Here is a 24,855-nt window from a genome sequence, read left to right on the forward strand (position 1 = left end):
CATTGAGGTTATTAGGTAAACGTTTTAATATTATTATAACAACAAAAAATACAAAGATGAATACGGGGAATGAATTTGGTATTTAAGCAATTTTTTATCCTATTAGAAGATTCTATAGGCATTCCCGGCTTCACCTTATAGGAGGTAAATTTATGTCAAAAATCACGTTTATTGGAGCAGGAAGTACCGTTTTTGCAAAAAATGTTCTTGGTGACTGTATGTCCGTTCCCGCATTAGCTGGGTTCGAGTTCGCATTATTTGATATAGACAAGCAACGCTTAAAAGACTCGGAAAATATGTTAAATAATTTAAAACAAAGCTTACAAGCAAACATAGTTGTGAAAGCGTATTCGGATCGCAAAGAAGCATTGCGAGGAGCAAAATACGTTATTAATGCCATTCAAGTTGGTGGCTACAAACCAAGCACCGTTATAGATTTTGAAATACCTAAAAAATATGGCCTGCGTCAAACAATTGCTGACACAATCGGGATTGGCGGAATTTTCCGTTCGCTTCGTACCATTCCGGTTTTGTGGGATTTCGCTAAGGATATCGAAGAGGCATGTCCGGATGCCCTGTTTTTAAATTACACAAATCCGATGGCAACATTAACAGGAGCAATGCTGCGCTATACAAATGTTAAAACAGTTGGATTATGTCACAGTGTACAAGTTTGTAGCGAGCACCTCTTTAAATCCTTAGGTCTGGATCATGAAGGTGTTGAAGAAAAAATAGCTGGTATCAATCATATGGCCTGGCTCCTTGAGATCAAACGCGACGGGAAAGATTTATATCCGGAAATTAAACGTCTTGCGAGAGAAAAACAACAAACAAAACATGATGATATGGTCCGCTTCGAGTTAATGGACAAATTCGGATACTACGTAACTGAATCATCTGAGCATAATGCTGAGTACCATCCGTATTTCATTAAACGCAATTATCCGGAATTAATTGAGAAATTCAATATCCCTCTAGATGAGTATCCGCGTCGTTGTGTAGAGCAAATTGAACGCTGGGAAAAAATGCGCGACGAGATAGTCAATAATGCGCAGCTTACCCATACTCGTTCTCACGAATATGGTTCCCGTATTATTGAAGCGATTGAGACGAATGTTCCATTTAAATTTGGCGGGAACGTTTTAAATAAGGGGCGCCTAATTAGCAATTTACCGGAAAAAGCTGTTGTTGAAGTATCATGCGTTGCTGACCGTAGTGGCATCAACCCTTGCTATGTAGGTGATCTTCCAGAACAGTTAGCAGCCCTCAACCGTACAAATATTAATACACAGCTTTTAACAATTGAAGCAGCAGCAACGAAAAAGAGAGAACACATCTATCAGGCAGCAATGCTTGACCCTCATACGGCCGCTGAATTATCAATGGATGACATTATTGCGATGTGCGATGATTTAATTGATGCACACGGTGACTGGATTCCAAAATTTGAAGGTCGTAAGACTTATTCCGGAATTTCCTTAACGGTGTAAATGTTTTGCTGGTAGTTTAGCATCCCTATATAAATAAAATTGAGCCCAATTTCTCAGAATTAAAATTGAGAAATTGGGCTTTTTTGTTCCCCCTTCATATAAGTAGCTGTGATTGCATTTGTAAATAAGAATGTACACCAGTTATAGGGTTAAAAACCCATTAAAAATTAGCCTCAACTGCTTGGGAATCACCTAAAGTTTTTTACCATGTTTTTTCTCTTATAAAAAAATGCATTTTGCAAAATAATTTTAAATATTAACTTTAATACTAATATTAATACTAGGAATTATAGAAAAGTAGTTTCAGGACCAACACCAAACTTAATACCATCTAAACTGGCTTCAAATAAATATTTTTTCAAGCCGTTTCAGCAAAATGGTTTATTAAACATTAATTTTAACACTACTATAAATGTCATTAAATCTATTTATAATTGATTTACCAGTTGATTCATTCATTTTAATTTGGAAGAAAGCTCTTTAAACCACTCTTCATATAACGGATTTAGGTCTTCCAATAAATTCTCCATTTTTCAATGCAAATCTCCAGCGTGCTAAAAATTGTAAACTATAAATTTTTCAGAATGCTGCTCGCATTGTTTTTGTATCGTAAGCCTGCCTGAACGTAGCGATCAACCATCTCTCTGGTTTTATGACCTGTTTGTTTCATAATAGCAATTTCTGTCATTCCCATCATGGCAGCACTTGTTGAAAGCCCGCTTCTCAAACTATGTGCAGCAAAGTCGTTTGCATCCATCCCAAGTTCCCCGATATATTTCTTTATAATGAGTGCTACGGATTTATCACTCAACCTCTCCTTGATATTTCCATGCCGATCAATTGACCGAAACAACGCTCCAGTAGTGATTTTACTTATTTTAATCCATTCTTTAGTTGCCTTAACTGGACAAAATTCATTGTACGTATAAACAACACCTTTTATAAGATCATCATTCTTCGTTTTAGTTTTGCGAACCCTTACGTCCATTCCAAATTCGTTAATTTCTAAATCTTCTATGTTAATAGATACCAATTCTGAACGCCTGCTCGCCAGGGCAAATCCTAACAAAAGGATGGCCTTATCTCGTACACCAATAAGAGTCGAGGTGTCAATCTTATCGATTAGGGCCGGAAGGACCTGTATCATCAATTCCTTCTTCGGTTCTTGCCGAGTACCGATTTCTCTTTTAATTCCTTCCAATAAGGCTTGAACCTCCACTTCCTTGGAAGGTGGAAGAAGATGTTTGAATTTATGCGCCATATTAATAGAAGAAACTCGTCTTCGTATGGTCGAATATTTATGTGTTGAGGCCAATTCCGATAAATAAAGGCAAAGCGTGCCAGCAGATACCGGAAGAGGATCACGTCCATTCAACTCACACCACTCTGTGAAATGCTTCCAATCCGACGCGTAACTTCTCTGGGTGTTACTACTTTTAGAGTTTTGTATGTAGAATTTAATATTTTCCAGCGTTTCTTTGTCAATCTGAAGAAATTTTCCACTTTCAGTTAACATAATATCGAACCTCCTTAACGGCTGGTTTTTCCGGTTCTAAGTTCCGATAACTATATATTATCGGAACTTAGCATTTTCGTAAACAAAATAGAGTAAAATCCATGATTTGAATTCAAATATTAGCAGTGATAATTCAAAAACGGTAACATCTAATAATCACTTTAATAATTAGTCGAGACTATAATGAAAATAAAAATAGATCACGAATTAATAGAAGGAACTCGTCACAAAGATGCACACAAACATGTGAATTCAGGAATTTGAATCAAGGGGGGGTTACAATTATACCGCATGGTGATGAATATCAAATGGGAATTCAGGTTACTTCTTTTTTGAGTGCCCTTTTGCAAGATTGCTTATGGGAAAACTCTCTCTCTATTCCTTTAATTTTTATTTGCAATAGCTGTAAATCACCAAACATGTTAAACCAATATTGAAAGTCTAATATTTAATATTATCTAGATGTTTTAAATTAAATAACAAAAGATCCCTTATTAATTTTGGAGCTGGAGATTTACTCTCTAGCGCATTTATCTTTTCTTTTATGTACAATCCTACATGTAAATTCGTTGTAGGTTAATTGTTTGAGAATTAAAGAAAAAAGATTGTATATACAAATATTTGTCTCCTCTTTTAAAAAGATCATTTATTGTTAAAGATACAATATCCGCTTACCTTTTATCTCTGAGTTTAAATAATCATATTAATATGATTTATATTTAATAGTAATAATGCAATATACTATATAATCGGAAATAACAACAATTATATAATATATGAAATTTATAACATATATGTCGATATATAATATTTATTTTGTGAGAAATTAATATTCCTATCGTCCCCTAGCACTTGCAGGGAGTAAAATTTCTTCACAAATACAAAAAGTCTCGTAAATACTTTTCGAGACTTTTTGATTTATTATAAATGAGTAAATTTGTTATTGACATAGACAGTTTTGAAGTTAGAGGAAAAGTGTTATTTAAAGTTATTTTTAAGTATCAATAGTTATTAGCAATCCTTATTCTTAAAGGGTTTTACGTCAATTTTATTAATTTTGTTATTAATTATTATCGTTAGTTATTTTGAGTTCGTGACCAAAATGTTACCACTTTATTTCTATTCGGCACCAAACCCTTGTTACCGACATCATCTGCAGATCCTGTTTTAAGTGGTCTGCAGATTATTTTATTTACTTTATTAAATTTTTACTGTTTAGCATATTACGAAATTGACCATTAATCTGCGTTATTGTATATGACCTCAACCCTGTCAAGGACGAGTCTTGTATTCTTTCTAGTTATTTAGTGTTACCGACAGTTTCTATAAATGTTTATTTATCAAGTGGTTTGCTACCTATTGTATTTTCTAATAATCAAAAATTATCGCTGATTATTTTAAGTTGGATGCCAAAAGCATGCCACTGGGGATGCTATTTAATCCATCTAAATATAAGGCACTTTGTAAAAAGTAATCTTAATATTTTTACTACACACGAAAACTTTTCATTAATTATTTTATGTAACTCACGGCACATTACAAAATCATGAATGTATTTGAACGAATGGAATATGATTTACCAATTTTTATTAAGATTACTTAATTGAACAAAATATAGAAAAAATATGACGAGGTTTTGAATGATAAAAATTGGTACTATTATCTCTTTAAAGATATTAGCCCTGTTTTCTCGACAACCCTTGGCCAACATAATTTTAATCTTCGACAAATAGTTGTACTAAATACTTGGTTTTTCCTCTTCATTAAATCATAATCCCTTTGATTCGTTGAACCGATTCGAAGCAATTCTTTTTTTAAATCTTCAAGGGTTTCTTGATTTGATTTCAACAAAACCGCCCCCCTAATTTTTTCAAAGGAATGCACATTTCATTTATTTAAATTTATCAACAGTTTCTCTTTTACCAGCCACGCTCCTCCAATTACGCCTGCATTATTTCCTAGTGTTGCAGTAACAATCTCAACACCTTGAGCCACTCTTGGAAAAGCAAAAGAAATAAATTCCTCTTTCAAAGGTCCCAAAAGTGTGCCACCTGCTTTTGAAACTCCGCCTCCTAGTACAATTTTTTCTGGATTTAAGCTATTAGCTAAATTGGCAAGAGCCAGTCCTAAGTGATATACAACCTGTTGAATGATTTGCTTAGCAATTTCATCCCCTTCGTTTGCAGTATCAAAAACTTTCTTGGCTGTTAGGGTTTGCTTTTCCTCATAAAAGTCCCTTAATTTACTAGTACAATCAGTAAAAGATAGTTCCTTTTGTGCTAAACGGACAATTCCTGTTGCTGACGCAACAGTTTCTAAACATCCCGATTTCCCACAATTACAAGCTGAACCTCCTTTCGGAACAGATGTAATATGACCAATTTCACCACCCGCTCCATTCACCCCGTGCACAATCTCACCATTCACAATAATCCCACCACCTACACCCGTTCCTAATGTTACACAAATTAAGTTCTTAGCCCCTTTACCAGCACCCTTCCACATTTCGCCGATTGCAGCAATATTGGCATCATTATCTACAACAACTGGCAAGGATGCTTCTATCTCTAGAATATTTTGTAGCGGGAAGTTCTCCCATCCTAAGTTAACAGCCACTTCAATTGAACCATCTTCGACATTAACGGGACCCGGGGCTCCGATTCCAATTCCAATAAGACGATTTTTGGTTTGATTTAATTCGTTTAACTTTTGGTCAATCGAACTTGCAATCAAAGCAGGAATATAACGCCCTTTTACTCTTTTGTCGGTAGCTATTTCCCAGCTATATTTGATATCACCATGCAGACTTATGAATGCCAATTTAATTGTGGTACCGCCTACATCTACACCAACTAACCATTTTTCATCCATCAACAATCACTCTTTTTCAGTTATATAATTTTCAATAATTACCTACTTTTTTTGCCTCAATTTATCTTTACTAATGATTTTTCACGAATAATATTAATGACAATCGCTTATTACTGCCTAATTTACAGAAAAGAGGAAATATCAGTCTCTTATTTTTATACGAAATCCCGTCAATTCGGAAATCATCCATACCTTTACAGACCACGAATAATCATGGATACAGGGAGTTTCTTACCTCTGGATTTCCTAATTTTAAATCAGTCTAGCGGAAGAATAAAAATGCATAAAATATTGGTCTGATTCTTTATCCTACTTCCAGGCTGGATAGCTGAAAATAAACTCCCGCATTGTTTGGTTCCCTGCCGTTTTTACCATCTCCCCAAATATACACAATCTCGTTCGGATTATCTTTGGATGAACGGGACTCAATAAAGCAAGGATGTCATAAATCAGATGATTTATGACTAAGTCTAAAATCAATTACATATCGCGCTAATGAACTTTTTCAAGCAGTTGTTAAAAGTCCGATATTGTGCCAAACTCGTCCATAATATCCTTATAACTGATAAATCATCAACCTATTCAAACCTTTCATCGTCTTTTGGAACATTATAGATATGAAAATAACTAATAATTTATCTATTAAACTCAATAGTTTTCGCTTAGCAGGAAATCTCCTAAGACTACAACGGCTTTTTGTTCATCGTTTCCATTTGTAATGATGGCTACTTCTTCACCTTTTCTAATTGCTAGGCTCATTACTCCCATAATACTTTTAGCGTCTACAGATTTTTCGTCTTTAATTAGGCTAATCTCACTTACGAATGAAGATGCTATTTGTACAAATTCGGTGGCTTTTCTTGCCTGAATTCCATCTTGAAGATGTACTACAATCTTTTCCACTTTCTTCACCCCTTTTAAACTTTTATGTAACACTAGCATTCTAGCTATTTTAGCTGTCCTTTTTTAGTTAAATGTTCCCCAGACAGTAAGTTTCTTCGACATTATCAATCTTACCTTATGTTACTTTTAATGATTTTCCTTGCTAATCTTCAGGAATGTTGATTGGTTTTCTGTACAATCTATACACACTTATCATCCGTGTAGTTCGAGTGTTCTTCCCAGCTGATGGAACTATGAGGGTCACCGTAATATATATTCCCCAATTTCACCATTTGGTACGATAGTATCGTCCCAAGTCACAGGAACATTTTTAATAAATATAAATTCAGCCAAAGTCATAATTTCACAGCAAATGCTTCGTACGGTTTTAAATCAAGTTGCTTAAAGTCAATCACTGATCTTTCATAATTACTGATAATTACATAATCACTTTGTCCAAAATCCGATAGTTCTACTGTTGTTACCTCTTCATTAAAGTTTGCAACAACAGCCCAGGTTTGGCCTTCATAATGGCGTAAATACATAAAGACTTGCTCAGGTACATCCATTACTAATTCAAAGTCTCCCCAGACAACAATTGAATTTTCTTTTCTTAATTGAATTAATTTTTGGTAGCAGTAAAAAATAGATTTGGAATCTTCTAGGTTTGCTTTTACATTAATCTCATCAAAATTTGGATTTACATGTAACCAAGGGGTACCAGATGTAAATCCAGCGTTTTGTGAATCATCCCATTGCATTGGTGTCCTAGCGTTATCGCGTCCCATTGCGTTGATTGACGCAATTATATCTTCTTTTTCATAACCGTTTGCCAAACGCTCATGGTACATATTCATGCTTTCAATATCATCGACTTCACTTATATCTTTTACAGGACAATTCGTCATGCCAATCTCTTCACCTTGATAGATGTAAGGTGTTCCCTTCATTAGGTGAAGCAAAATTGCAAACATTTTTGCACTTTCCACTCGATACGTTGTATCATTTCCCCACCGGGACACAATTCGAGGTAAATCGTGGTTGTTCCAAAACAAACTATTCCAACCCTCATTCCCTAAGGATGTTTGCCATTTACTAAGGACCTGTTTTAATTCCTCTACCTCTAACCGATTAAGGTCCCATTTTTCTTTACCGGGTTGTTGGTCCAGGCAAACATGTTCAAATTGGAAGACCATGGATAACTCATTACGTTTTGGATCAGAATAAAGCTTGGCAATTTCTGGCGTTGCCCCCCAGGTTTCTCCAACTGTTAACACATCGTGTTTTCCAAAGGTTTCCCGATTCATTTCTTGCAAGTAATCGTGTAATCTTGGCCCATTTCCTGTTACTTCTTCATCTGGAATTTTACCGATTAAATCAATCACATCCATCCGAAATCCACCAACACCTTTTTCTAGCCAAAAATTCATCATATCCCATACTTCTTGTCTGACTTTTTCGTTTTCCCAGTTTAAGTCTGGTTGTTTTTTGCTGAATAGATGTAAATAATATTGACCCGTCTCTTCATCATACTCCCAGGCTGAACCACTAAACGTTGATCTGAGTGAATTAGGTGCTTCACCGTGTACGGGGTCTCTCCAGACATAATAATCACGATAAGGATTGTCTTTACCTTTACGAGATTCGATAAACCACTTGTGCTCATCTGATGTGTGGTTAACAACTAAATCCATTATGATTTTAATGTTTCGTTGTTCAGCCTTCTTAATCAACTCATCCATGTCATCCATCGTGCCAAATTCTGTCATTATATCTTGATAATCACTAATATCATAGCCATTATCATCATTTGGTGATTGGTAGACTGGGCTAAGCCAAATGGCAGTAATCCCCAGTTTTTCTAAATACTCTAATCTGCTTATAATACCTTTTAAATCACCAATTCCATCACCGTTACTATCCATAAAGCTGCGAGGATATATTTGATATACGACACTCTCTTTCCACCATTTTTTCTCCATATTGATCTTCCTTTCATTTCTTATATTCATATTTCAACGTAAACGTTTACGGTTAAGCGATTTTATAACGTTGAGTGAAAGTAATAAATCCATCATTTTCACTCAACGTTACAAAATACTGAATCTTATTTTAAGGAACGGACCGTGTCACGTTCAACTATTCGATGGGGAAAAATCTGATTCACAATTACATATGGATCCAATAATAGCTGAACGGAGGACCTTCCCATTTCGTATAATGGCTGCGCTACCGTCGTAAGTGGAGGAATCGCCTTTTCAGCCGTTGGAGTGTTATCAAACCCAATAACCGATAGTTTTTCTGGAACTCTGATTCCTTGTTTATATAAAAAAGATAATGCACCTGCAGCCATTTCATCACTTGCACAAAATACACCTGTAATGGACGGATCATTGCTTAATAATTGATCCATACATTCTATTCCACTTTTAAAATGATAATCGCCGTGCGTAACCATTTCATTGGTTACTTTTATACCAGCGTCATTTAACGCATCCGTAAATCCTTTTACACGTGGAATGGTCGCGACAGCATCTTCTTTTGTTCCTGCAATCATCCCAATACGAGAATGACCCTTTTTAATTAGATAGGCTGCAGCATCATATGAAGCTTGATAATCATCCACTTTTAAAAATCGTATAGGATAGTTTGTTTGGGTTGCGACTAATACTACCGGTACCTTCATCATTTCTATCTGTTTATATTCATCAGGCGTAATCGTGCCACTCACCATAATAATTCCATCTACACGTTTTTCATACAAAGTTTGTAAATAATCCCTTGTACGATAGTTTGTTTTACAGATCATCACAGTATAACCAAGCTCATGAGCACGTTCCTCAACCCCTGCCAGAACCTCATTTGCAAATAGCTGTGATACATCGGGGACAAGGACGCCAATTGTTTTTGTTTCACGATTAATCAAACCCCGGGCAACAGCGTTAGGCTGATAGCCAATCGATTCAATCACTTGTTCTACCCGCTGTTTCGTTTTTTCAGAGTAGCCTGGTAGGTTATTCAAAATACGAGAAACAGTCGCGACAGATACACCTGCTTGTTTTGCTACATCTTTAATAGTAACCATTATCTATCACCAACTTTCACGTAAACGTTTTACTAATAAACATTACCACATGTGTAAAACTTCTTCAACAGCTTTACACCCCCCTATTATTTGTATGTTCTGAATTATGATAAACTAAAGAACTACCTAACTATTCGAAAAGAGAAGAAGCGAGATTCTGACGCATCACCTGCTAGTAATTGAAGCGATCATTTTTCATTCCTTCTCTTTTACTAATAACAACAACGATTAAGGGAGATCAATCATCATTAACCTTTATTTGCCCCTGCTTTCAGTCCTTCTGTAAGATGATCCTGGAATATAAAGAATAAAATCGTAATTGGTACAGCTACTAACACAGCACCGGCAGCAAAGTTAGTGAACTCTGTATTCCCGCGGCCGGTTACCATCTCGAACAGCCCAACAGCCAATGTTTTCTTTTGATCAGAACGTAGAACAAGCTTTGCAAAAATAAAGTCCATCCACGGTCCAATAAAGTTTGTAACCGCCACAAAGACTAGAATAGGTTTTGAAAGTGGCATCATGATTTTATAGAAAATCGTCATATGGCTGGCACCGTCAATTTTTGCTGCTTCTTCAAGACTTTTTGGGAAACCGTCAAAGTACCCTTTCACAAGCCACGCACCAAATGGAATCGATCCTCCGGCATAAACGAGAACGAGTCCCCAATGGTTGTCGAGTAAATTCATTTGCAATAATAGGATATAGATAGCAATCATGCCCATAAAGCTAGGAAACATTTGCAAAACAAGCATGGTCATTAAACCTTGTTTTCTTCCGGGAAAACGAAATCTGGAAAAAGCATAAGCTGCTGTTACAACTAGAAGCGTAGACAATATCGTATTCGCGAATGCAATTTTCAACGTATTTTTATACCATAATAGATAATCCGTTTCTTTAAATAGATATTGATAATGTACAAATGATATAGAATCAGGAATTAAACGAGTAGAGAATAAAGAGTTTCCTGGGTTCATAGAACCAGTTAGAATCCAAATGACAGGGTATAAAATAAATACCGTTGTTATGATTAAAATAGTATAAATAACGGTATGGCTAATTTTCTTTTTTAAGCTTAATCCCATCATGACATCATATCCTCCTCTTTAAAGGCTTTTGTTCTTCTAAAGTTCCAAATGGAGAATGTAGCAATCACAACGAAAATCAATATGGAGACGACAGAAGCCATTGCAAATTGATTATTGTCCAGTGTCAGTTTATAAATCCAGCTTATCAAAATGTCTGTCGATCCGGCATAGCTATAATCCACATTGACAGGTCCGCCTTCTGTCATTAAATAAATAATGTTAAAGTTGTTAAAATTTCCTGCAAAAGACATGATCGCAAGTGGTGCAGTCGCAAACATCATCAACGGCATGGTAATTTTCCAAAATTTTTGTATTGGTGATGCACCATCCACATCTGCTGCTTCGTATATTTCTTTATCTATACTTGTTAATACTCCGCTCATTAATACCATCCAGAAGGGAAAGCCAAACCACATATTGACAACAATAAGTGTCATTTTCGCCCATAATGGATCGGATAACCAAGGGATTGCATGCTGAATCACACCCAAGTCCATTAAATAACGATTTAAAGGACCAAATTCACCATTAAAAATGTTTCTCATGATTAAAATCGAAACAAACTGTGGAATCGCCCATGGCAGGATAAAAATGCTTCGCCAAAACTTTTTCAATTTAATTCCTTGCTGGTTAAGTAATACAGCGAAAAAAAGTCCTAAGAAAAAAGTGGTAGCAGTTGAAATAATGGCCCAAACAACGGTCCATGAAAACACACCATAAAAAGTGGCACTCCATGTTTTCATTTGAAACAGCTGAATAAAGGTATCAAATCCTACCCAATCCACTAAGTGCTTTGGCGGCAGGTGATTGGGTGCTGAATAATTTGTAAATGCAATTAAAATACCAAATAATAATGGAAGAATGGTTAGAAAAGCTGTAAATAGAACAGAGGGTGTTAACAAAATATAAGGAAAGCCATTTTCCCATATGTTTTTAAACATCTCTTTTGCGTTATTAGGTTTAATTCCCTTTTCATTTCTAACGGCAACCTTAGAGGCATCCCGAATATTTAAATAATAGAACCATAGGAAAAGTAGGGATGAAATTAAAAATATGATTCCGTTAATTAATAAGAAAATGGAATGGTCACCCTGAACAATTTTAAACCCGACCCGATGCTGAGGTGTTTCCCCTAATGTTGTAATCCCCCACATAGCCCATTGGAAAGGGACCGTCCAAAATATAAGCAGATACAATTCCAGTGCTAAAAAACTCAATCCTTTTACGATTTGTCGATTATACAGCTGTCCAAGTCCCATAAATAATCCGGAAAGTATAGCAGCCATTCTAGGCTTTGTCAGGAATGATTTTTTAGCTGGTTGCGGTGATTTAGAAGATTTTTTTCTATTCTTTGATTCATACTTTTGCGAGATAGGCAGTTGATCATCTACATATTTTCGAGCTGTCGTATTCATTTTTCACCCTCCTTTTGAAATGAGAGGCTGGACTCTCCAGGCATTAACCCCTTAAACCAACAAAATAGATAGATTTCTCTCAGGAAAAGCATACTATTTATTTTGCTTTCGGGAGACTTACCAATGAGTCAGCCTCATTTTTAAATGTAATTATTTAGTCTGGGACTTGATGGCATCTTTAATTTGTTGAACCCCTTTATCCAGTGCTGTTTGAGGTTCAGCAGCCTTATTCCAAATCGCTGTATATGCCACTTCTTCTGCACCCCATACATTTTGCATTTCAGGGATATTAGGCATTGAAATGGAATATTGTGCTTGTTCTAAGAAAGCATGATTTAATTTGTCTTGCTTAATGGTTTCATTTTCTAATAATGCTTTAGAAGGTGGCAGCTGTCCTGTTAATTCATAACGTTTTAACAGCATTTCATCACTTGTCGCGAATTTTGCCAACAATGTCGCTGCTTGTGGATATTTACTATAAGCATTAACATAGTAGGCCTTTGTTCCTGAAAAAGTGGTTGGAACTTCCCCATTGTCAAGTTTCGGTAGAGTTGTAATTCCAAAATTGACTTTAGCATCTGAATAGCCTTTCACCATCCAAGGGCCAGTGATATTATATAAAAGTTTTCCTTCAGTAAAGTAAGAATTGATGACATCACTGGTAAGGTCTTCTTTTTTCAGCGGCAATAATTCATCACGGATACGTTGCATTAATTTCGCTGCTTTTAGCGAACCTTCATTGTTTAAACCAATTTCATTTGGATCTGTATTTTTGTCCCCGAAAATATAACCGCCATATCCTCCAACAAATCCATGGATTAAGTAGAAATTACCTGGTTCAATCATGAAACCATATGAACCTTGGTGTTTTTTCTGAAACTCTTTCGATTGCTTGATTAATTCTTCCATTGTTTCGGCTGGTTTAAAGCCCATTTCATCCAATAAAGTTTTGTTATAGAAAAGGGCAACTCCTTCAATGTTTAACGGGAAACCAAATGTTTTAAGCTTGCCCTCTTCATCTTTTGCAGATACGGCTGTAATGGCACTATCCATAAAGCGTTTCTTATATTCATCTGCATAATAGTTATCGTAAACTAATCCAGCCTTGCTCATCTCTCCTAAATGATCGTTGGCCGCATTAAATACGTCTGCTCCTAATCCGGCAGGACCATCTGTTTCAAGCTTTCCAGGAGCATCAGTATGATTTACATTTGCATATTTAACCGGGATTCCATATTTTTTTGTGAATTCTTTTGCGACATATTTTGCCCATTCACCTTCTTCATCCTTGTTATCCCATAAAACCAGCTTTGCTCCTTCTTCCGGGGTAATTTCTTCTTTTGCTGTTTCTTTTGCTGAACTGCTTTTAGCGGTTTCTTTAGAAGCTTCTCCTCCCGTTTGGGCCCCTGGCTTACTGCATGCTGCTAATGCAAATAGTAACAGTGCGATTAAAGATAGATTTAATAGCTTTTTCAAAATAATTCCCACCTTTTGATTTATTAATATTTATCTCAATGCTTATTTGGTAAAGTTTCTACCAAAATAAACAGTTGAAAATTTAAGTTAGTGCAATCGTTTGCACAATTGGCTAAAGTGTAACTATACTTCGAATTCTTTTTTAAAATAATGGAAAATAGGAAGGCATTTTAATTTGTTCCTTTTCTCCCTCATTGTCTACTTCTGATTCTTGCTTTGTCATATAGTATGATTGGTAAAGTCACTTTCCTTTTCTGATAAAGTGAACTCTTTTGCTTTACCTATTAAATTGTGGATAACCAGCATTTGTTCGCTATCGGTCACTCGTTTAAATGAAAGAAATCCTTCTACTTATGTCAATTATTTCTTTCCTTACCTAAGGATTTTTATAATTCAAATCAGGCATTCCTTCCCAAAAGACACCTTCGTAATATTTATTGCTTCCTGCTTGATGCCAAACTTGCTGGCCACATTCACCCATTGCCGTTGTATCTGTGTCTTTATTAACTAGACATAGTAATCTTTATATTTTGGATCACCTGATAATGCTTTTTGGAACCATGGATGTTCTTTACCTGTGTGATTGACAACAAGATCGATAATGACATTGATTCCTCTTTAATGCGCTTCTTTTACAAGCGCTCTCATTTCTTCCAATGTGCCATACTCTGGATTAATCTCCTGATAGTTTGTAACATCATAACAGTGATAGCTTGGTGATAGATTTATCGGCATAAGCCAAATTCCTTCAATTCCTAAATCTTTTAAATAGTCCAGCTTCTTGGCAGCCCCTTTAAGATCTCCTATTCCATCTCCATCCGAATCCGGCAAAGGAACGAACTAAAATTTCATAATAGACACCATGAGGTTCAGAGCTTAATAGTTTGGTTTTTTCGGGATTTATACTAGTTGTTTCATTTGAACATCCTGTCACAAGTATGCTTGTTGCTAAAAAAGTCGCACTTGCTGATTTTGTAAATTTTTTTAACTTCATTCACTCTCTCTTTGCTATAAAAAAGCTAATTGTAAGAATAAAGGTTTTACTTTTTTCCTTTCTTTTCTCTGGTATATATTCCATTTTAAACAGCAATTAACGAAAAATATTTCAAAAAATTGTTTTCAGTAAACGTTTACTTAACTATTAAAAAAAATAAACAATTTAATACGAAAACGTTTACTTAACTATTAAAAAAATATATAATAATAAACGTAAACGTTTAACCTAACTTGTAATCTATTAAATCATCCTGATTCTAAATTGTCAATATATTTTGTGATTTTTTTTACTATTTCATATAACCTCTGCCATTCACTTATTTTTTTCTTGAAAGTCCCTTTTCGAAATTACTAATAAGAATTATTTATCAAATTATCCAGAAATGAGGAATTCTGATGTTAAAAGAAGCTATTTATCACCGACCAAAAAACAATTTTGCCTATGCCTATGATAACAAAACATTACACATTCGCCTTCGTGCTAAAAAAGGTGACTTAACAAAAGTGTTTCTAATATATGGGGATCCCTATCAATGGACCAAAGATGGGTGGACAAACCTTACTAAACCAATGACACTTGAAGGCTCAGATGAGTTATTTGATTACTGGTTTACGGAAGTGAAACCTGAATTCCGGCGATTACGCTACGGATTTGAACTCTATTCGGATACTGAAGCCGCTGTATATGGCGAGAGAGGTTTTGTAGAAAAAGATCCCCGTGATTCCAGCTTTTATTTTTGTTTTCCGTTTTTAAATCGGATTGATGTATTCAAAGCGCCGGAATGGGTTAAGAATACGGTATGGTATCAAATCTTCCCAGAACGGTTTGCGAATGGCAATCCTAAGTTAAACCCTGAAGGCACACTTCCGTGGGGAAGCCAAAATCCTGAACCAGATACATTCTTCGGCGGCGACTTTGAAGGAATTATTGAAAATATTAATCATTTAGTAAAACTTGGGGTTACAGGCATTTACTTCACGCCCATTTTTAAAGCAGTAACGAATCATAAATATGACACGATTGATTATATGGAAATTGATCCGCATTTTGGAGACAAAGCAACTTTTAAACAGCTTGTGGAAGTATGCCACGAGAATGGGATTCGTGTCATGCTTGATGCCGTATTCAATCACAGTGGTTTTTATTTTAATGCTTTTCAGGATGTGCTAGAAAAACAAGAGAAATCCAACTATAAAGATTGGTTTCATTTAAGAGAATTTCCAGTGCAGGCCTTTCCTGAACCAAACTATGATACCTTTGCATTTACACATATGATGCCAAAGTTAAATACTGAGCATCCTGAAGTGCAGGAATATCTTCTTCATGTCGCAAAATACTGGATTGAAGAATTTGATATTGATGGATGGCGCCTCGATGTTGCCAATGAAGTTGATCACGAGTTTTGGAGAGCGTTTAGAAAAACGGTAAAAGCGATCAAATCAGATGCCTACATTCTGGGCGAAATTTGGCATGATTCTATGCCTTGGCTTCAAGGCGATCAATTTGATGCAGTGATGAACTATCCTTTTACAAATACGTCTTTAGACTTTTTTGCAAAGGATAAGATTAATGCAGAGGAATTTGCCCAGCAGCTGACAAAAGTTTTAACCTCTTATCCGAAGAATGTAAACGAAGTGGCATTTAATTTATTAGGGAGTCATGATACCCCAAGAGTTTTAACGGTTTGTGACGAAAATATCGACAAGCTGAAGTTGCTTTTCCTATTCCAGCTATCATTTATCGGCACACCTTGTATTTATTACGGGGACGAAATCGGATTAATGGGAGAAAATGACCCAGGCTGTCGGAAATGCATGATTTGGGATGAAGAGGAACAAAACCTCGAACTCTTTTACACTGTCCAAAAATTAATTTCACTTCGAAAAGAGCATGCTGCATTTGGAAATGAAGGCAAATTTACGGTTTTAGAAACGAATAATAGCACAAACCATATCATTTATTCCAAGCAGTCCGGTGATGAAACGATTATTATTGCGATTAATAACTCTACGCTGGATGTGACGATTCCATATGATTTTACTGGTAAAAGCCCCATTGATTTATGGAATAATAAACCTCTTAGAGAAACGTCAAAAGTTGAACTTTCGCCTTATGGATTCGCAATAATCCAAGTGAAGAACTAAAACAATGAAAAAGCAGACGGTATAGCGGGAATCTTTTATAGATTCTCATTACCATCTGCTTTTTGTTTCTCCAGGGGGTAACTGCATGATTGCCGTTCAACCAATTGATGAGGATGATAATCTGCTTGGTTGGTTCAGTCCGATCGGTTTTATGCTACCTATTATTCAATATAATGGCTCTTTAATGGAATACCATGACTAACGTTTTTAAAACAGTAATAAAAGGATGGCTACTGTCAAAAAGCATACTTTATAACACATTAGAAAGAAGTTCTAATCTGTATGTCAAAAGGGCGAGTTTTCTCTTTTTGACATATGTCATTCCTTTAAAGCACATTTTGAAATGACTTTTCTGAATTAATTTAAACCTTAACGTGGTTTTTTTGCATATTGCTGATGATCCCCCTAAGGGAAGATGAGGAAGAACATCAAAACTCCAGGTATTTTATCCTGGAGTTAAGCAGTTGCAGTCTGTTTTTAATGCTTTCCAACTTACCTGTTCTGAAACACACTCTTCGTACAACTTTATATATTAAATTTCTTTTCTTTCAGATAATCCCTCAAACTCTTCAAATGCCTTAATTTGATAAGTAACCTCACCAGTCACGGTTCAAACCATATTTGGACTATATTTCTTCAAAATAACTTGTTCTCATTCAATAAAGAATTCAATACAGCCTTAGAAAACCGTTTTAGTAGAAAATGTTTGAATCTCCTTTCCTTGTGAAGTCATAATACAAGCAGTGATATTGTCCTTATGGACATCTAATCCACATGCTCTTTCAATGATAACATCCAAAGGTGAATATTTTTGAAAAAATTGTTTGACGCATCATGCCAGTAACAAAAAAGGACATGCTTGCTTTCACAAACATGTCCTTGGTAACTTAACAAATCTTTTTATTATTTAATTCCGCACTAGGATGATCTCCTTTTTACAAAACCAGATTGGCTGCTCTGGCATTAACTTCAACTTGTTCTACACTCTTACAACCAAGTATGACACATGTTGCAAATGTAAACTTGTTAGCGGCTTTATTATCTTTATTTATGCTATTTTGCCTGGATATAATTATATTTTCTAGCTTTTTGTATAACCTTTTGGAAAGATTCAAATATAAACCGCTTATTTAATTCCTCGGATAATAACATAATAAAGTCTTTACTTACATTAAACCTAATAGCTTTTTTATATATTTCTAGCAATTCTTCTGTGCTGAGTTTATCCACAATTTCCTTCACTCCTCTAATCCCCAATATTTAATAGCGAATTAATTTTCTTTTTATATATTTGATATCCTTGGCAAGTCCTATGGATATCGTTAATGTTACATTGTAAAAAAGAAGGTTGACACTAAATGACTTTTTTCTACATCATTTCGCAGCTTGTCCTCAGGTGTAGGAATTTCTCTCGGTCATATGAGATAATAATTTGCTCGTTTTCCTTACGAAGGTCAAAAACGGTAGAAACAGCATACCTTATTAAACTCTAAGGACCCGAAACCCTATGGGCGGCATTTCAAATAATAGATGTTATAACAAATACAATGATTGAAATAAAAAATAGCTTTGAATGGGCAGACCTTTTTATAATGTTTAGTTCCTGACATCTAGTTGCTCTATATTAACAACTTAATTGTAACGGGTCCAAAGGTTATTTAACTTGATTTCGTAACCGATCGGCTTCTAGACTTGCGTTCTCTTGGTTTATTCTTTTCGATTCATTTTCTTGTTGCCAATTGTGGCCAGTTAATTTTGGGATATTTAATTTTTCATATTTATTGTAGTTGGCTGCAACCCCGTTGGTACCATTATTGACAACAATTTGACGACCTCCGTCTTTTTTGGAAGGTACCCATACCCCTAAATAACCATGAACTTGTGAATTTTTAACTCCATTAACTGGGACCGCTAATGCTCCATTTTTATCAGTTTTTAATAGCTCAGTGTTAAATCCTGTAGCATCTTCAAATGTTTGGTTTGCATGATTTTTCCCCAAATCAACATTGATTGTGGTTTTTGTATTTGGGTTGTTACCAATGACAGTTGCTACACCTGTATTTCTATTTGTTCCGTACCGAACACTGGCGATTAAATCGTATCCTGGCGTTTGAGATGTATTCGATGTGTAATAGTTAATTTTCTGGTCACCTGAAGCAAATTGATTTCTTGCCTGAAGCAGATTAACGATTGTGTCATGATAGATCGACTTCGTTGACATGTAAGGTTTATTTGATACAAACATATCCCCATAATAAACAGTAGGAACTGTGTCTTTATTTGTTAAAATATACGCATATTGGCTCGGAATATTATGAGGGGCATACTGTTTGTCCGCCTTCATCAAGTCATCAGCGTATTTTTGATACTGGATAGCCTCATATTCAGGTGTGTCAGGTTTAGTTCCATTGGCTTCTTCAGCTGTCAACGGAATGTCATGCAGTACATTGTGTTCTTGGTCATGATTATTCGCAAATGACCAGTTTGGAACCCTATCTGCATTCGGATTTGTCCGGTCAACATATGAAGCGTTGACTAGGTCACTTAAAGGATTGTTGCCTGATGCTCTTCCTAAACTATTTCGCAAGGCACCGAATAGTTTGTGATCATAGACCAATTGCCCATTGTTGTTGTTGTTTTCAAAGCTTAATTGGTCGTCGGTGTAGGATTCAATATAACTTAAATGATCATTTAAGTTATTGCCATAACGCGTGGTCATTAAATCCCTTGAGTCTGTAAGAATCTTTGTATTGAAATGTGAAGCCGCATCAATACGGAATCCATCAAATCCATATTGATCGATCAGAAATCTTTGCCAATTCAATTGTTCCTGTTGCACAGTTGGGTTCGAATTATCAATATCATTACCAAGCAAGAATTCATACTGTAATACATCTTTGTTTACATTTCCATCAGTGCCATGGTTAAACCGCATAATGCCTTTAGGATCAGTTGCAGCAGAATACCCTGGCTGGGAAGCAAGATATTTATCCGTCAGGTTTGAGACGGTCTTTGTATCGGCCGCAATTATTTTATTCCGTACGTCATCATCATTCCCCCCACTGAAGCCATTCGCTCTCAGATAATCAAGATAGGTTTGTGTTGTCGCTCCATTTTGAGGATCCACATAATACAGTAAAAGTGGTCGCCATACGGCATCCAACTCCGTACTAGCCCCTTTCACTGCAAAATAGGAATCAACTGTTAAATAATTGTCAACGGTATTGATTTTCCCGTAATTTTGGGCATCAGTATTTGCCAACCAACTAGGAAGATAATTTTTAGGGTCATTGGGACCATAATATCTGTATGGTTTCATGTTTTCATCGACCATTACGCGGTACATTCCTTGCTGCTGTGGACCGGTTCCATTGTAATACTCTTGAGTCCATTGCTTAATTAATCCGTATTTTTTCTGTCCCTCTCCACCGCCTTTGGTATAAGCGACAGCAAGTTTGTCTTTTACATTTGGATCATTTTCATTGCCATAAACATCCACTGAAGTGATACTCGATATTTCAGGCGTTGGAAGACCCATCATCTGGTTAGGCACAAGATCTTCCTGAACTTTAAGTCCATTATCATGAAGATTGGTTATCAACAGTTTTAGTTGATCGCTTGTCCCATATTTAGTTGCCTTTTCCCCATTTTTCCCTTGAGGGAATTCCCCCAAATCATATCTATCATTTATGGCGTAACCTTCTCCATAGTAGGATTGGGCAAAAGCTCTGTATGCGGGCGGCATCCACACATCAGTTAGTCCCCATTGTTTTAATAAGGCGCTTTTTTTCATCAAATTCGTATACATATTGCTTTCATACGGCTGATAAAGGCTGAAACTTTGAAAGATGACATATTTATCCAATTCGGTATTCGAAACAAATACTTTCGATGTTTCCGTCTGATCTTTCATCTGAGCGGATGCCGTTATCGTGCTTGTCAAGATTGATCCCGATAACAGACTGCAACATAAGGGTATCGTCATCCATTTCTTTTTAATCATCATCGTCCAACTCCTAAATTGTTTATTTCAAACAAACGTTTGACCCGGGTCTACTAAAAAATCTAACAACAAAAGTCGACAGGTACAATGATGAATAATAACTAGATTTAACAAGGGTATGTCGGAAAATTTTAAAACAGATGCAGGACACTGCTTTAAAGCAATAAATAAACTGTAAAATACCATTTTTAATAAAAATAAAACAGTTCCAAGGTATGATTGACTCGATTAACAATTCCTTTCGATCAAACAGTCAACCTTTTTTATTTTATATATCCCCAAAAAAATGACACTTCTTCACGATAAATTTCCTTATATTAGGTAATATGATCTTTCTTTTTTCTGCCATTTTAGAGTGTACTTTCTTTTGCAGTTTTACAAACATACTACACTATTCGACTTTCCATATCCTTCATTTGCCTAGTAAACTCCTTACCTTTACAATAGGAAATAAAAATTTAATAAGGTGATAACACCATGACCCGAATTTTAGCAAATAGTTTTTCATCCAAAATCATACTTGCTCTTGTTCTTGTTGTCCTGATCCCGGCCTGTTTTACAAGCTTATCTTACTATCTGGAATCCAATTCTATTTTAAAGAAAAACACCCGGGAGTCTATTGTACAAATCAGCAAGCAAACGGCGGATTCACTATCTTCCATATTAAATGCCGGGATAAATACTTCCGATTTAATTGCCAGCGATCCAAACATTCAGCGAGCAACGATGCACTTGAACAATAGTCCCTCATACGAAGAGAGCTGGAATTATCAATTCATCAATAGCTTACTGAACAATCTTGTCTATTCCAATTCCTTTGTCAAAATTGTTTATGTGTTAAAAGAGGATGGCAGGGGTTGGGGCAGCGGCACATTCTCAGAAAAAAAATTGAAGAGTGTCCGGCTCTCTGATCTGGAATGGGTAAAGGAGGCCAAGCGCAGAGACGGAGAACTTGTTTGGCAGGGGCTTCAATATGACCGTTTCAGCGGAGGCGGCGTCAATACGGACCTAATTGTGCCCGTCGGCCGAGTTCTGAAAAATTTTGACACGCTCGATAATATCGGACTGGTTCAGGTTCATTTGGACGGCCGTTCCATTCTTGGCACGATCGACAAGCTGAAGATTGGAAAAACAGGAAAGTTTTTTGTTGCGGATAAAAAAGGCAGTATCATGATCGACAGTAATCTACGATTAATTAACAAGCAAGTAGCGGCTCCTGAATTATACGAAAACATTGTGGGTAACGACCGGACAGAATTTGAGTATAGCCTGAATGGAGTACGGTATTACGGAGTCAAGCAACTGCTGAGCAATGGCTGGCTGATTGTCGGTACTGTTCCGCTTCAAGAAATCACCGGGCAGCTGGATCGGCTCAAAACCCGGATTTTAATCTCATCCGCCGTGTTCTCGGTACTTGCCATCTGCATAGGACTACTCATCGCAAGACGGGTTGTCAAGCCTGTAAATCAGCTATCCCGTGACATGCAGCGTATTCAGCAGGGAGATATGACAGTAAGAACTGATGTCTGCTCATCTGATGAAATCGGAATACTGAGCAACCAATTTAACAGAATGCTAGACCAGATCGAACAATTGATACATCAGGTACAAGAAGAGCAGAATCAGAAGTTTCATGCGGAATTAAGGGCTGTCACTCACCGGGTTCACCCCCACTTTCTTTATAATACGCTTAACACGCTCGGGTGGCTTATTCAATCGAACCAAAACGACCGTGCCTCCCAAGTATTGTCGGCCCTGAATCACCTGCTTGTGGCGAATATGGGCAAAAACGGAAATATGATAACGGTAGCGGAGGAACTTGACATAATCCGCAAGTACCTAGTGATTTTGGAGCTTCGCTACGAAAAAAATTTCCATCTGGAGCTGGATGTGGAGCCGGGAACGGAGGAGCTCATCATTCCCCGCATGCTGTTACAGCCACTGGTTGAAAATGCCATTTTTCACGGAATTGTGCCGAAAAAAATGGACGGGCGAATCTTGATTCGAATACGTTTGGTTAAAGGGAATGTGGAGTTTCTTGTTTCAGATGACGGATTGGGCATCGAGAACCGTAAGCTGAAGGAATTGAACGATCCGGAGACGGCTATTGTAAGCGGCGAAATCGGCATCGGTCTGCGCCATCTCTACGATACGCTGCGGCTTTATTATCCTGGTCATTCGGAATGGTCCATAACGAATGGCCCTGAGAAAGGCGTCACCGTTCGGATTTTGTTGAAAAACCAAGCGCCAATCGTCTCATAGAACCAATAGATCAGGAGGGAAAACGATGTATCGCGTACTCATCGTGGATGACGAGCCAATCATCAGTAACGGAATTCACGCCTTAATTAATTGGGAAATGGAAGGAATGTCGGCGGAGCAAGGATGTGCCAACGGGAAAGAGGCACTGGATGCAATGGCAATTCATCCCTTCGACATTCTCATAACAGACATTAAAATGCCTTTGTTAAACGGTATCGATCTCATTAAGCAAGCACTGCCCCTTTATCCTTCGCTGAAAGTGATTCTGATTAGCAACTACAGCGACTTCGAATACGTGAAGGAAGGGCTTAAGTTGGGAGCCGTTGATTATTTGTTAAAGTTGACCTTGCTACGGGATGACCTTCTTGCAGTCCTCCGGAGGTGTATCTCCATGCTCGAAGAAGAGCAGAAAAAGGATACCGAGTTGATTCAATACCAGGAGGCAGCACTTTATCGGAAACAAAAAAGTGTTGAACAGGAGATCAAAAGATTGATCGCACAAGAAAAGACTCCTCCTTCTTCAGCCGATTGGGCTCCAGTGTGGATCGAACAATCTTATGTATGTGCCTATCTCATGCTCGATGGGGCGGAAGGATGGATAGAAAATCATGGTTATCTTTATGTGCAGATGCTCATGGAAGATTTGCAAGGAAGCTTTTATTTAAAGCAAAAAGAGGGATCCGCATTACTGGTATCTGAAGACAGCATGTTTCTTTTATTTCCTGATTATGACGGAGAAGCGAAGCATTGGCTTCTTCAGTGGAAGCGGTATTTAGAATTGGAATGGGGAATTTCAACATCGATCGGTTTTACGGTAGAACAAGGAATTCAGAGCATTCTAAATGGATATTTTAACAGCCGTTCAGCCTGTCAAAGGCGATTTTTCAATGGCTTGGGTGGGCTATACCGAATGAACGAACAGGAAAAGAGTAATAGCGATGGAGTATCATTAATGGATGGGGAAGTGAAAAGCGATTGGGCTTCTTTCTACAAAATGCTCCATAATGGAGATCCGGTTTCCATTGCTGTTGAATTTGCGTTTAAACGATGGAATAGTGAAGGTCACTCCCCTGAAAAAGTAAAGGAAGAAGCATGCAGACTTCTATCCGGTAGTTATAAGCTGTATGAGGGGGAAAGACCATTGCTCGTTGAACAGCTTAATCAGCTTCAGAGGGCGGAAACTTTAGAACAATTGGTGTTCATTTTAAAGTGTCAGCTGGAGGAAATCGTAAAGCCAGTTGTATTAAAAGTGGAGAATAACGGATATGGCGGGCAAATGATTACAAAGGCATTAGAATATATAGAAAAGCATTATAAAGAGAACTTGACGCTACAGAGTGTGGCGGATTTCGTTCATCTTAATAAAAGTTATTTTAGTCTTCTATTCAAAAAACAAACGGGCCGAAATTTTATCGATTATATAATCGAACTGCGGATTCGGGAAGCTAAACGGCTTTTGGCGCAGTATGATTGCCATATCTACGAAGTGGCCGAAGCCGCGGGATTTAAAGATGTGAAGTATTTCAGTAAGATGTTCAAGAAAATGACCGGATTTACTCCGGTTAAATACAGAGAAGAGCACAAAGCAGCAGACTCTTAACTCAATTAAGAAAGGAGGCATTCCGA

16 protein-coding genes and 1 pseudogene are annotated in these 24,855 nt (G+C 36.8%); 4 read left to right on the forward strand and 13 right to left on the reverse strand.

The window, feature by feature from the left end; all coding sequences use genetic code 11:
- Positions 1 to 152 precede the first annotated feature (152 nt).
- Positions 153 to 1,490, forward strand: coding sequence for an alpha-glucosidase/alpha-galactosidase (gene melA / locus J7E67_RS14015; RefSeq protein WP_214732155.1), 1,338 nt, complete (start codon positions 153 to 155; stop codon positions 1,488 to 1,490).
- A gap of 568 nt (positions 1,491 to 2,058) precedes the next feature.
- Here the strand turns inward: melA and J7E67_RS14020 are convergent.
- From J7E67_RS14020 to J7E67_RS31295, 11 genes and pseudogenes are all read right to left on the reverse strand, one after another.
- Positions 2,059 to 3,006: a site-specific integrase gene (locus tag J7E67_RS14020; protein WP_214732156.1), complete on the reverse strand. Its 948-nt coding sequence runs from the start codon at positions 3,004 to 3,006 to the stop codon at positions 2,059 to 2,061.
- A 1,659-nt stretch (positions 3,007 to 4,665) separates the two neighbouring features.
- The gene (locus J7E67_RS14025) at positions 4,666 to 4,854 is read right to left on the reverse strand and encodes a hypothetical protein (protein ID WP_214713551.1); all 189 of its coding nucleotides are present in this window, start codon (positions 4,852 to 4,854) and stop codon (positions 4,666 to 4,668) included.
- Between the two features lie 39 nt (positions 4,855 to 4,893).
- Positions 4,894 to 5,877, reverse strand: coding sequence for an ROK family glucokinase (locus tag J7E67_RS14030; protein WP_214713552.1), 984 nt, complete (start codon positions 5,875 to 5,877; stop codon positions 4,894 to 4,896).
- Positions 5,878 to 6,525: 648 nt separating this feature from the next.
- Positions 6,526 to 6,780, reverse strand: coding sequence for an HPr family phosphocarrier protein (locus J7E67_RS14035; RefSeq protein WP_374102958.1), 255 nt, complete (start codon positions 6,778 to 6,780; stop codon positions 6,526 to 6,528).
- Between the two features lie 335 nt (positions 6,781 to 7,115).
- A complete protein-coding gene (locus tag J7E67_RS14040) occupies positions 7,116 to 8,741 on the reverse strand; it encodes a glycoside hydrolase family 13 protein (protein ID WP_214732157.1) in 1,626 nt (541 codons plus the stop codon).
- Between the two features lie 125 nt (positions 8,742 to 8,866).
- On the reverse strand, positions 8,867 to 9,844 hold the full coding sequence (locus J7E67_RS14045; RefSeq protein ID WP_251026771.1) for a LacI family DNA-binding transcriptional regulator: 978 nt from the start codon (positions 9,842 to 9,844) through the stop codon (positions 8,867 to 8,869).
- Positions 9,845 to 10,092: 248 nt separating this feature from the next.
- Positions 10,093 to 10,929 (reverse strand): sugar ABC transporter permease, encoded by an 837-nt coding sequence (locus J7E67_RS14050; RefSeq protein ID WP_214713632.1) that lies wholly within the window; start codon positions 10,927 to 10,929, stop codon positions 10,093 to 10,095.
- On the reverse strand, positions 10,929 to 12,347 hold the full coding sequence (locus J7E67_RS14055) for a carbohydrate ABC transporter permease (protein WP_308161404.1): 1,419 nt from the start codon (positions 12,345 to 12,347) through the stop codon (positions 10,929 to 10,931). The genes J7E67_RS14050 and J7E67_RS14055 overlap by 1 nt, the downstream gene beginning before the upstream one ends.
- Before the next feature lie 150 nt (positions 12,348 to 12,497).
- The gene (locus tag J7E67_RS14060; protein WP_214713555.1) at positions 12,498 to 13,823 is read right to left on the reverse strand and encodes a sugar ABC transporter substrate-binding protein; all 1,326 of its coding nucleotides are present in this window, start codon (positions 13,821 to 13,823) and stop codon (positions 12,498 to 12,500) included.
- Between the two features lie 219 nt (positions 13,824 to 14,042).
- Positions 14,043 to 14,147 carry a hypothetical protein gene (locus J7E67_RS32535; protein ID WP_483861471.1) on the reverse strand — a complete coding sequence of 35 codons (105 nt, stop codon included), beginning with the start codon at positions 14,145 to 14,147 and terminating at the stop codon, positions 14,043 to 14,045.
- A gap of 183 nt (positions 14,148 to 14,330) precedes the next feature.
- Positions 14,331 to 14,654, reverse strand: a pseudogene (locus J7E67_RS31295) (alpha-amylase family glycosyl hydrolase).
- Between the two features lie 561 nt (positions 14,655 to 15,215).
- Between J7E67_RS31295 and J7E67_RS14070 the strand changes: the two are divergent.
- Positions 15,216 to 16,964: an alpha-glycosidase gene (locus tag J7E67_RS14070; RefSeq protein WP_214713556.1), complete on the forward strand. Its 1,749-nt coding sequence runs from the start codon at positions 15,216 to 15,218 to the stop codon at positions 16,962 to 16,964.
- A gap of 1,053 nt (positions 16,965 to 18,017) precedes the next feature.
- Here J7E67_RS14070 and sda read toward each other — a convergent pair.
- Both sda and J7E67_RS14080 read right to left on the reverse strand, forming a co-directional pair.
- A complete protein-coding gene (gene sda, locus J7E67_RS14075; RefSeq protein WP_214713557.1) occupies positions 18,018 to 18,206 on the reverse strand; it encodes a sporulation histidine kinase inhibitor Sda in 189 nt (62 codons plus the stop codon).
- 412 nt (positions 18,207 to 18,618) lie between these two features.
- The gene (locus J7E67_RS14080; protein WP_214732158.1) at positions 18,619 to 20,970 is read right to left on the reverse strand and encodes a glycoside hydrolase family 70 protein; all 2,352 of its coding nucleotides are present in this window, start codon (positions 20,968 to 20,970) and stop codon (positions 18,619 to 18,621) included.
- A 474-nt stretch (positions 20,971 to 21,444) separates the two neighbouring features.
- On the opposite strand from J7E67_RS14080, the gene J7E67_RS14085 reads away from it, so the two are divergent.
- Together J7E67_RS14085 and J7E67_RS14090 are read left to right on the forward strand one after the other, a co-directional pair.
- Positions 21,445 to 23,229, forward strand: a complete 1,785-nt coding sequence (locus J7E67_RS14085) for a cache domain-containing sensor histidine kinase (protein ID WP_214732159.1) — start codon at positions 21,445 to 21,447, stop codon at positions 23,227 to 23,229.
- Between the two features lie 25 nt (positions 23,230 to 23,254).
- Positions 23,255 to 24,829, forward strand: coding sequence for a response regulator transcription factor (locus J7E67_RS14090; RefSeq protein ID WP_214732160.1), 1,575 nt, complete (start codon positions 23,255 to 23,257; stop codon positions 24,827 to 24,829).
- The last annotated feature ends 26 nt before the right edge of the window (positions 24,830 to 24,855 follow it).

Source organism: Bacillus sp. ISL-46 (assembly GCF_018613205.1).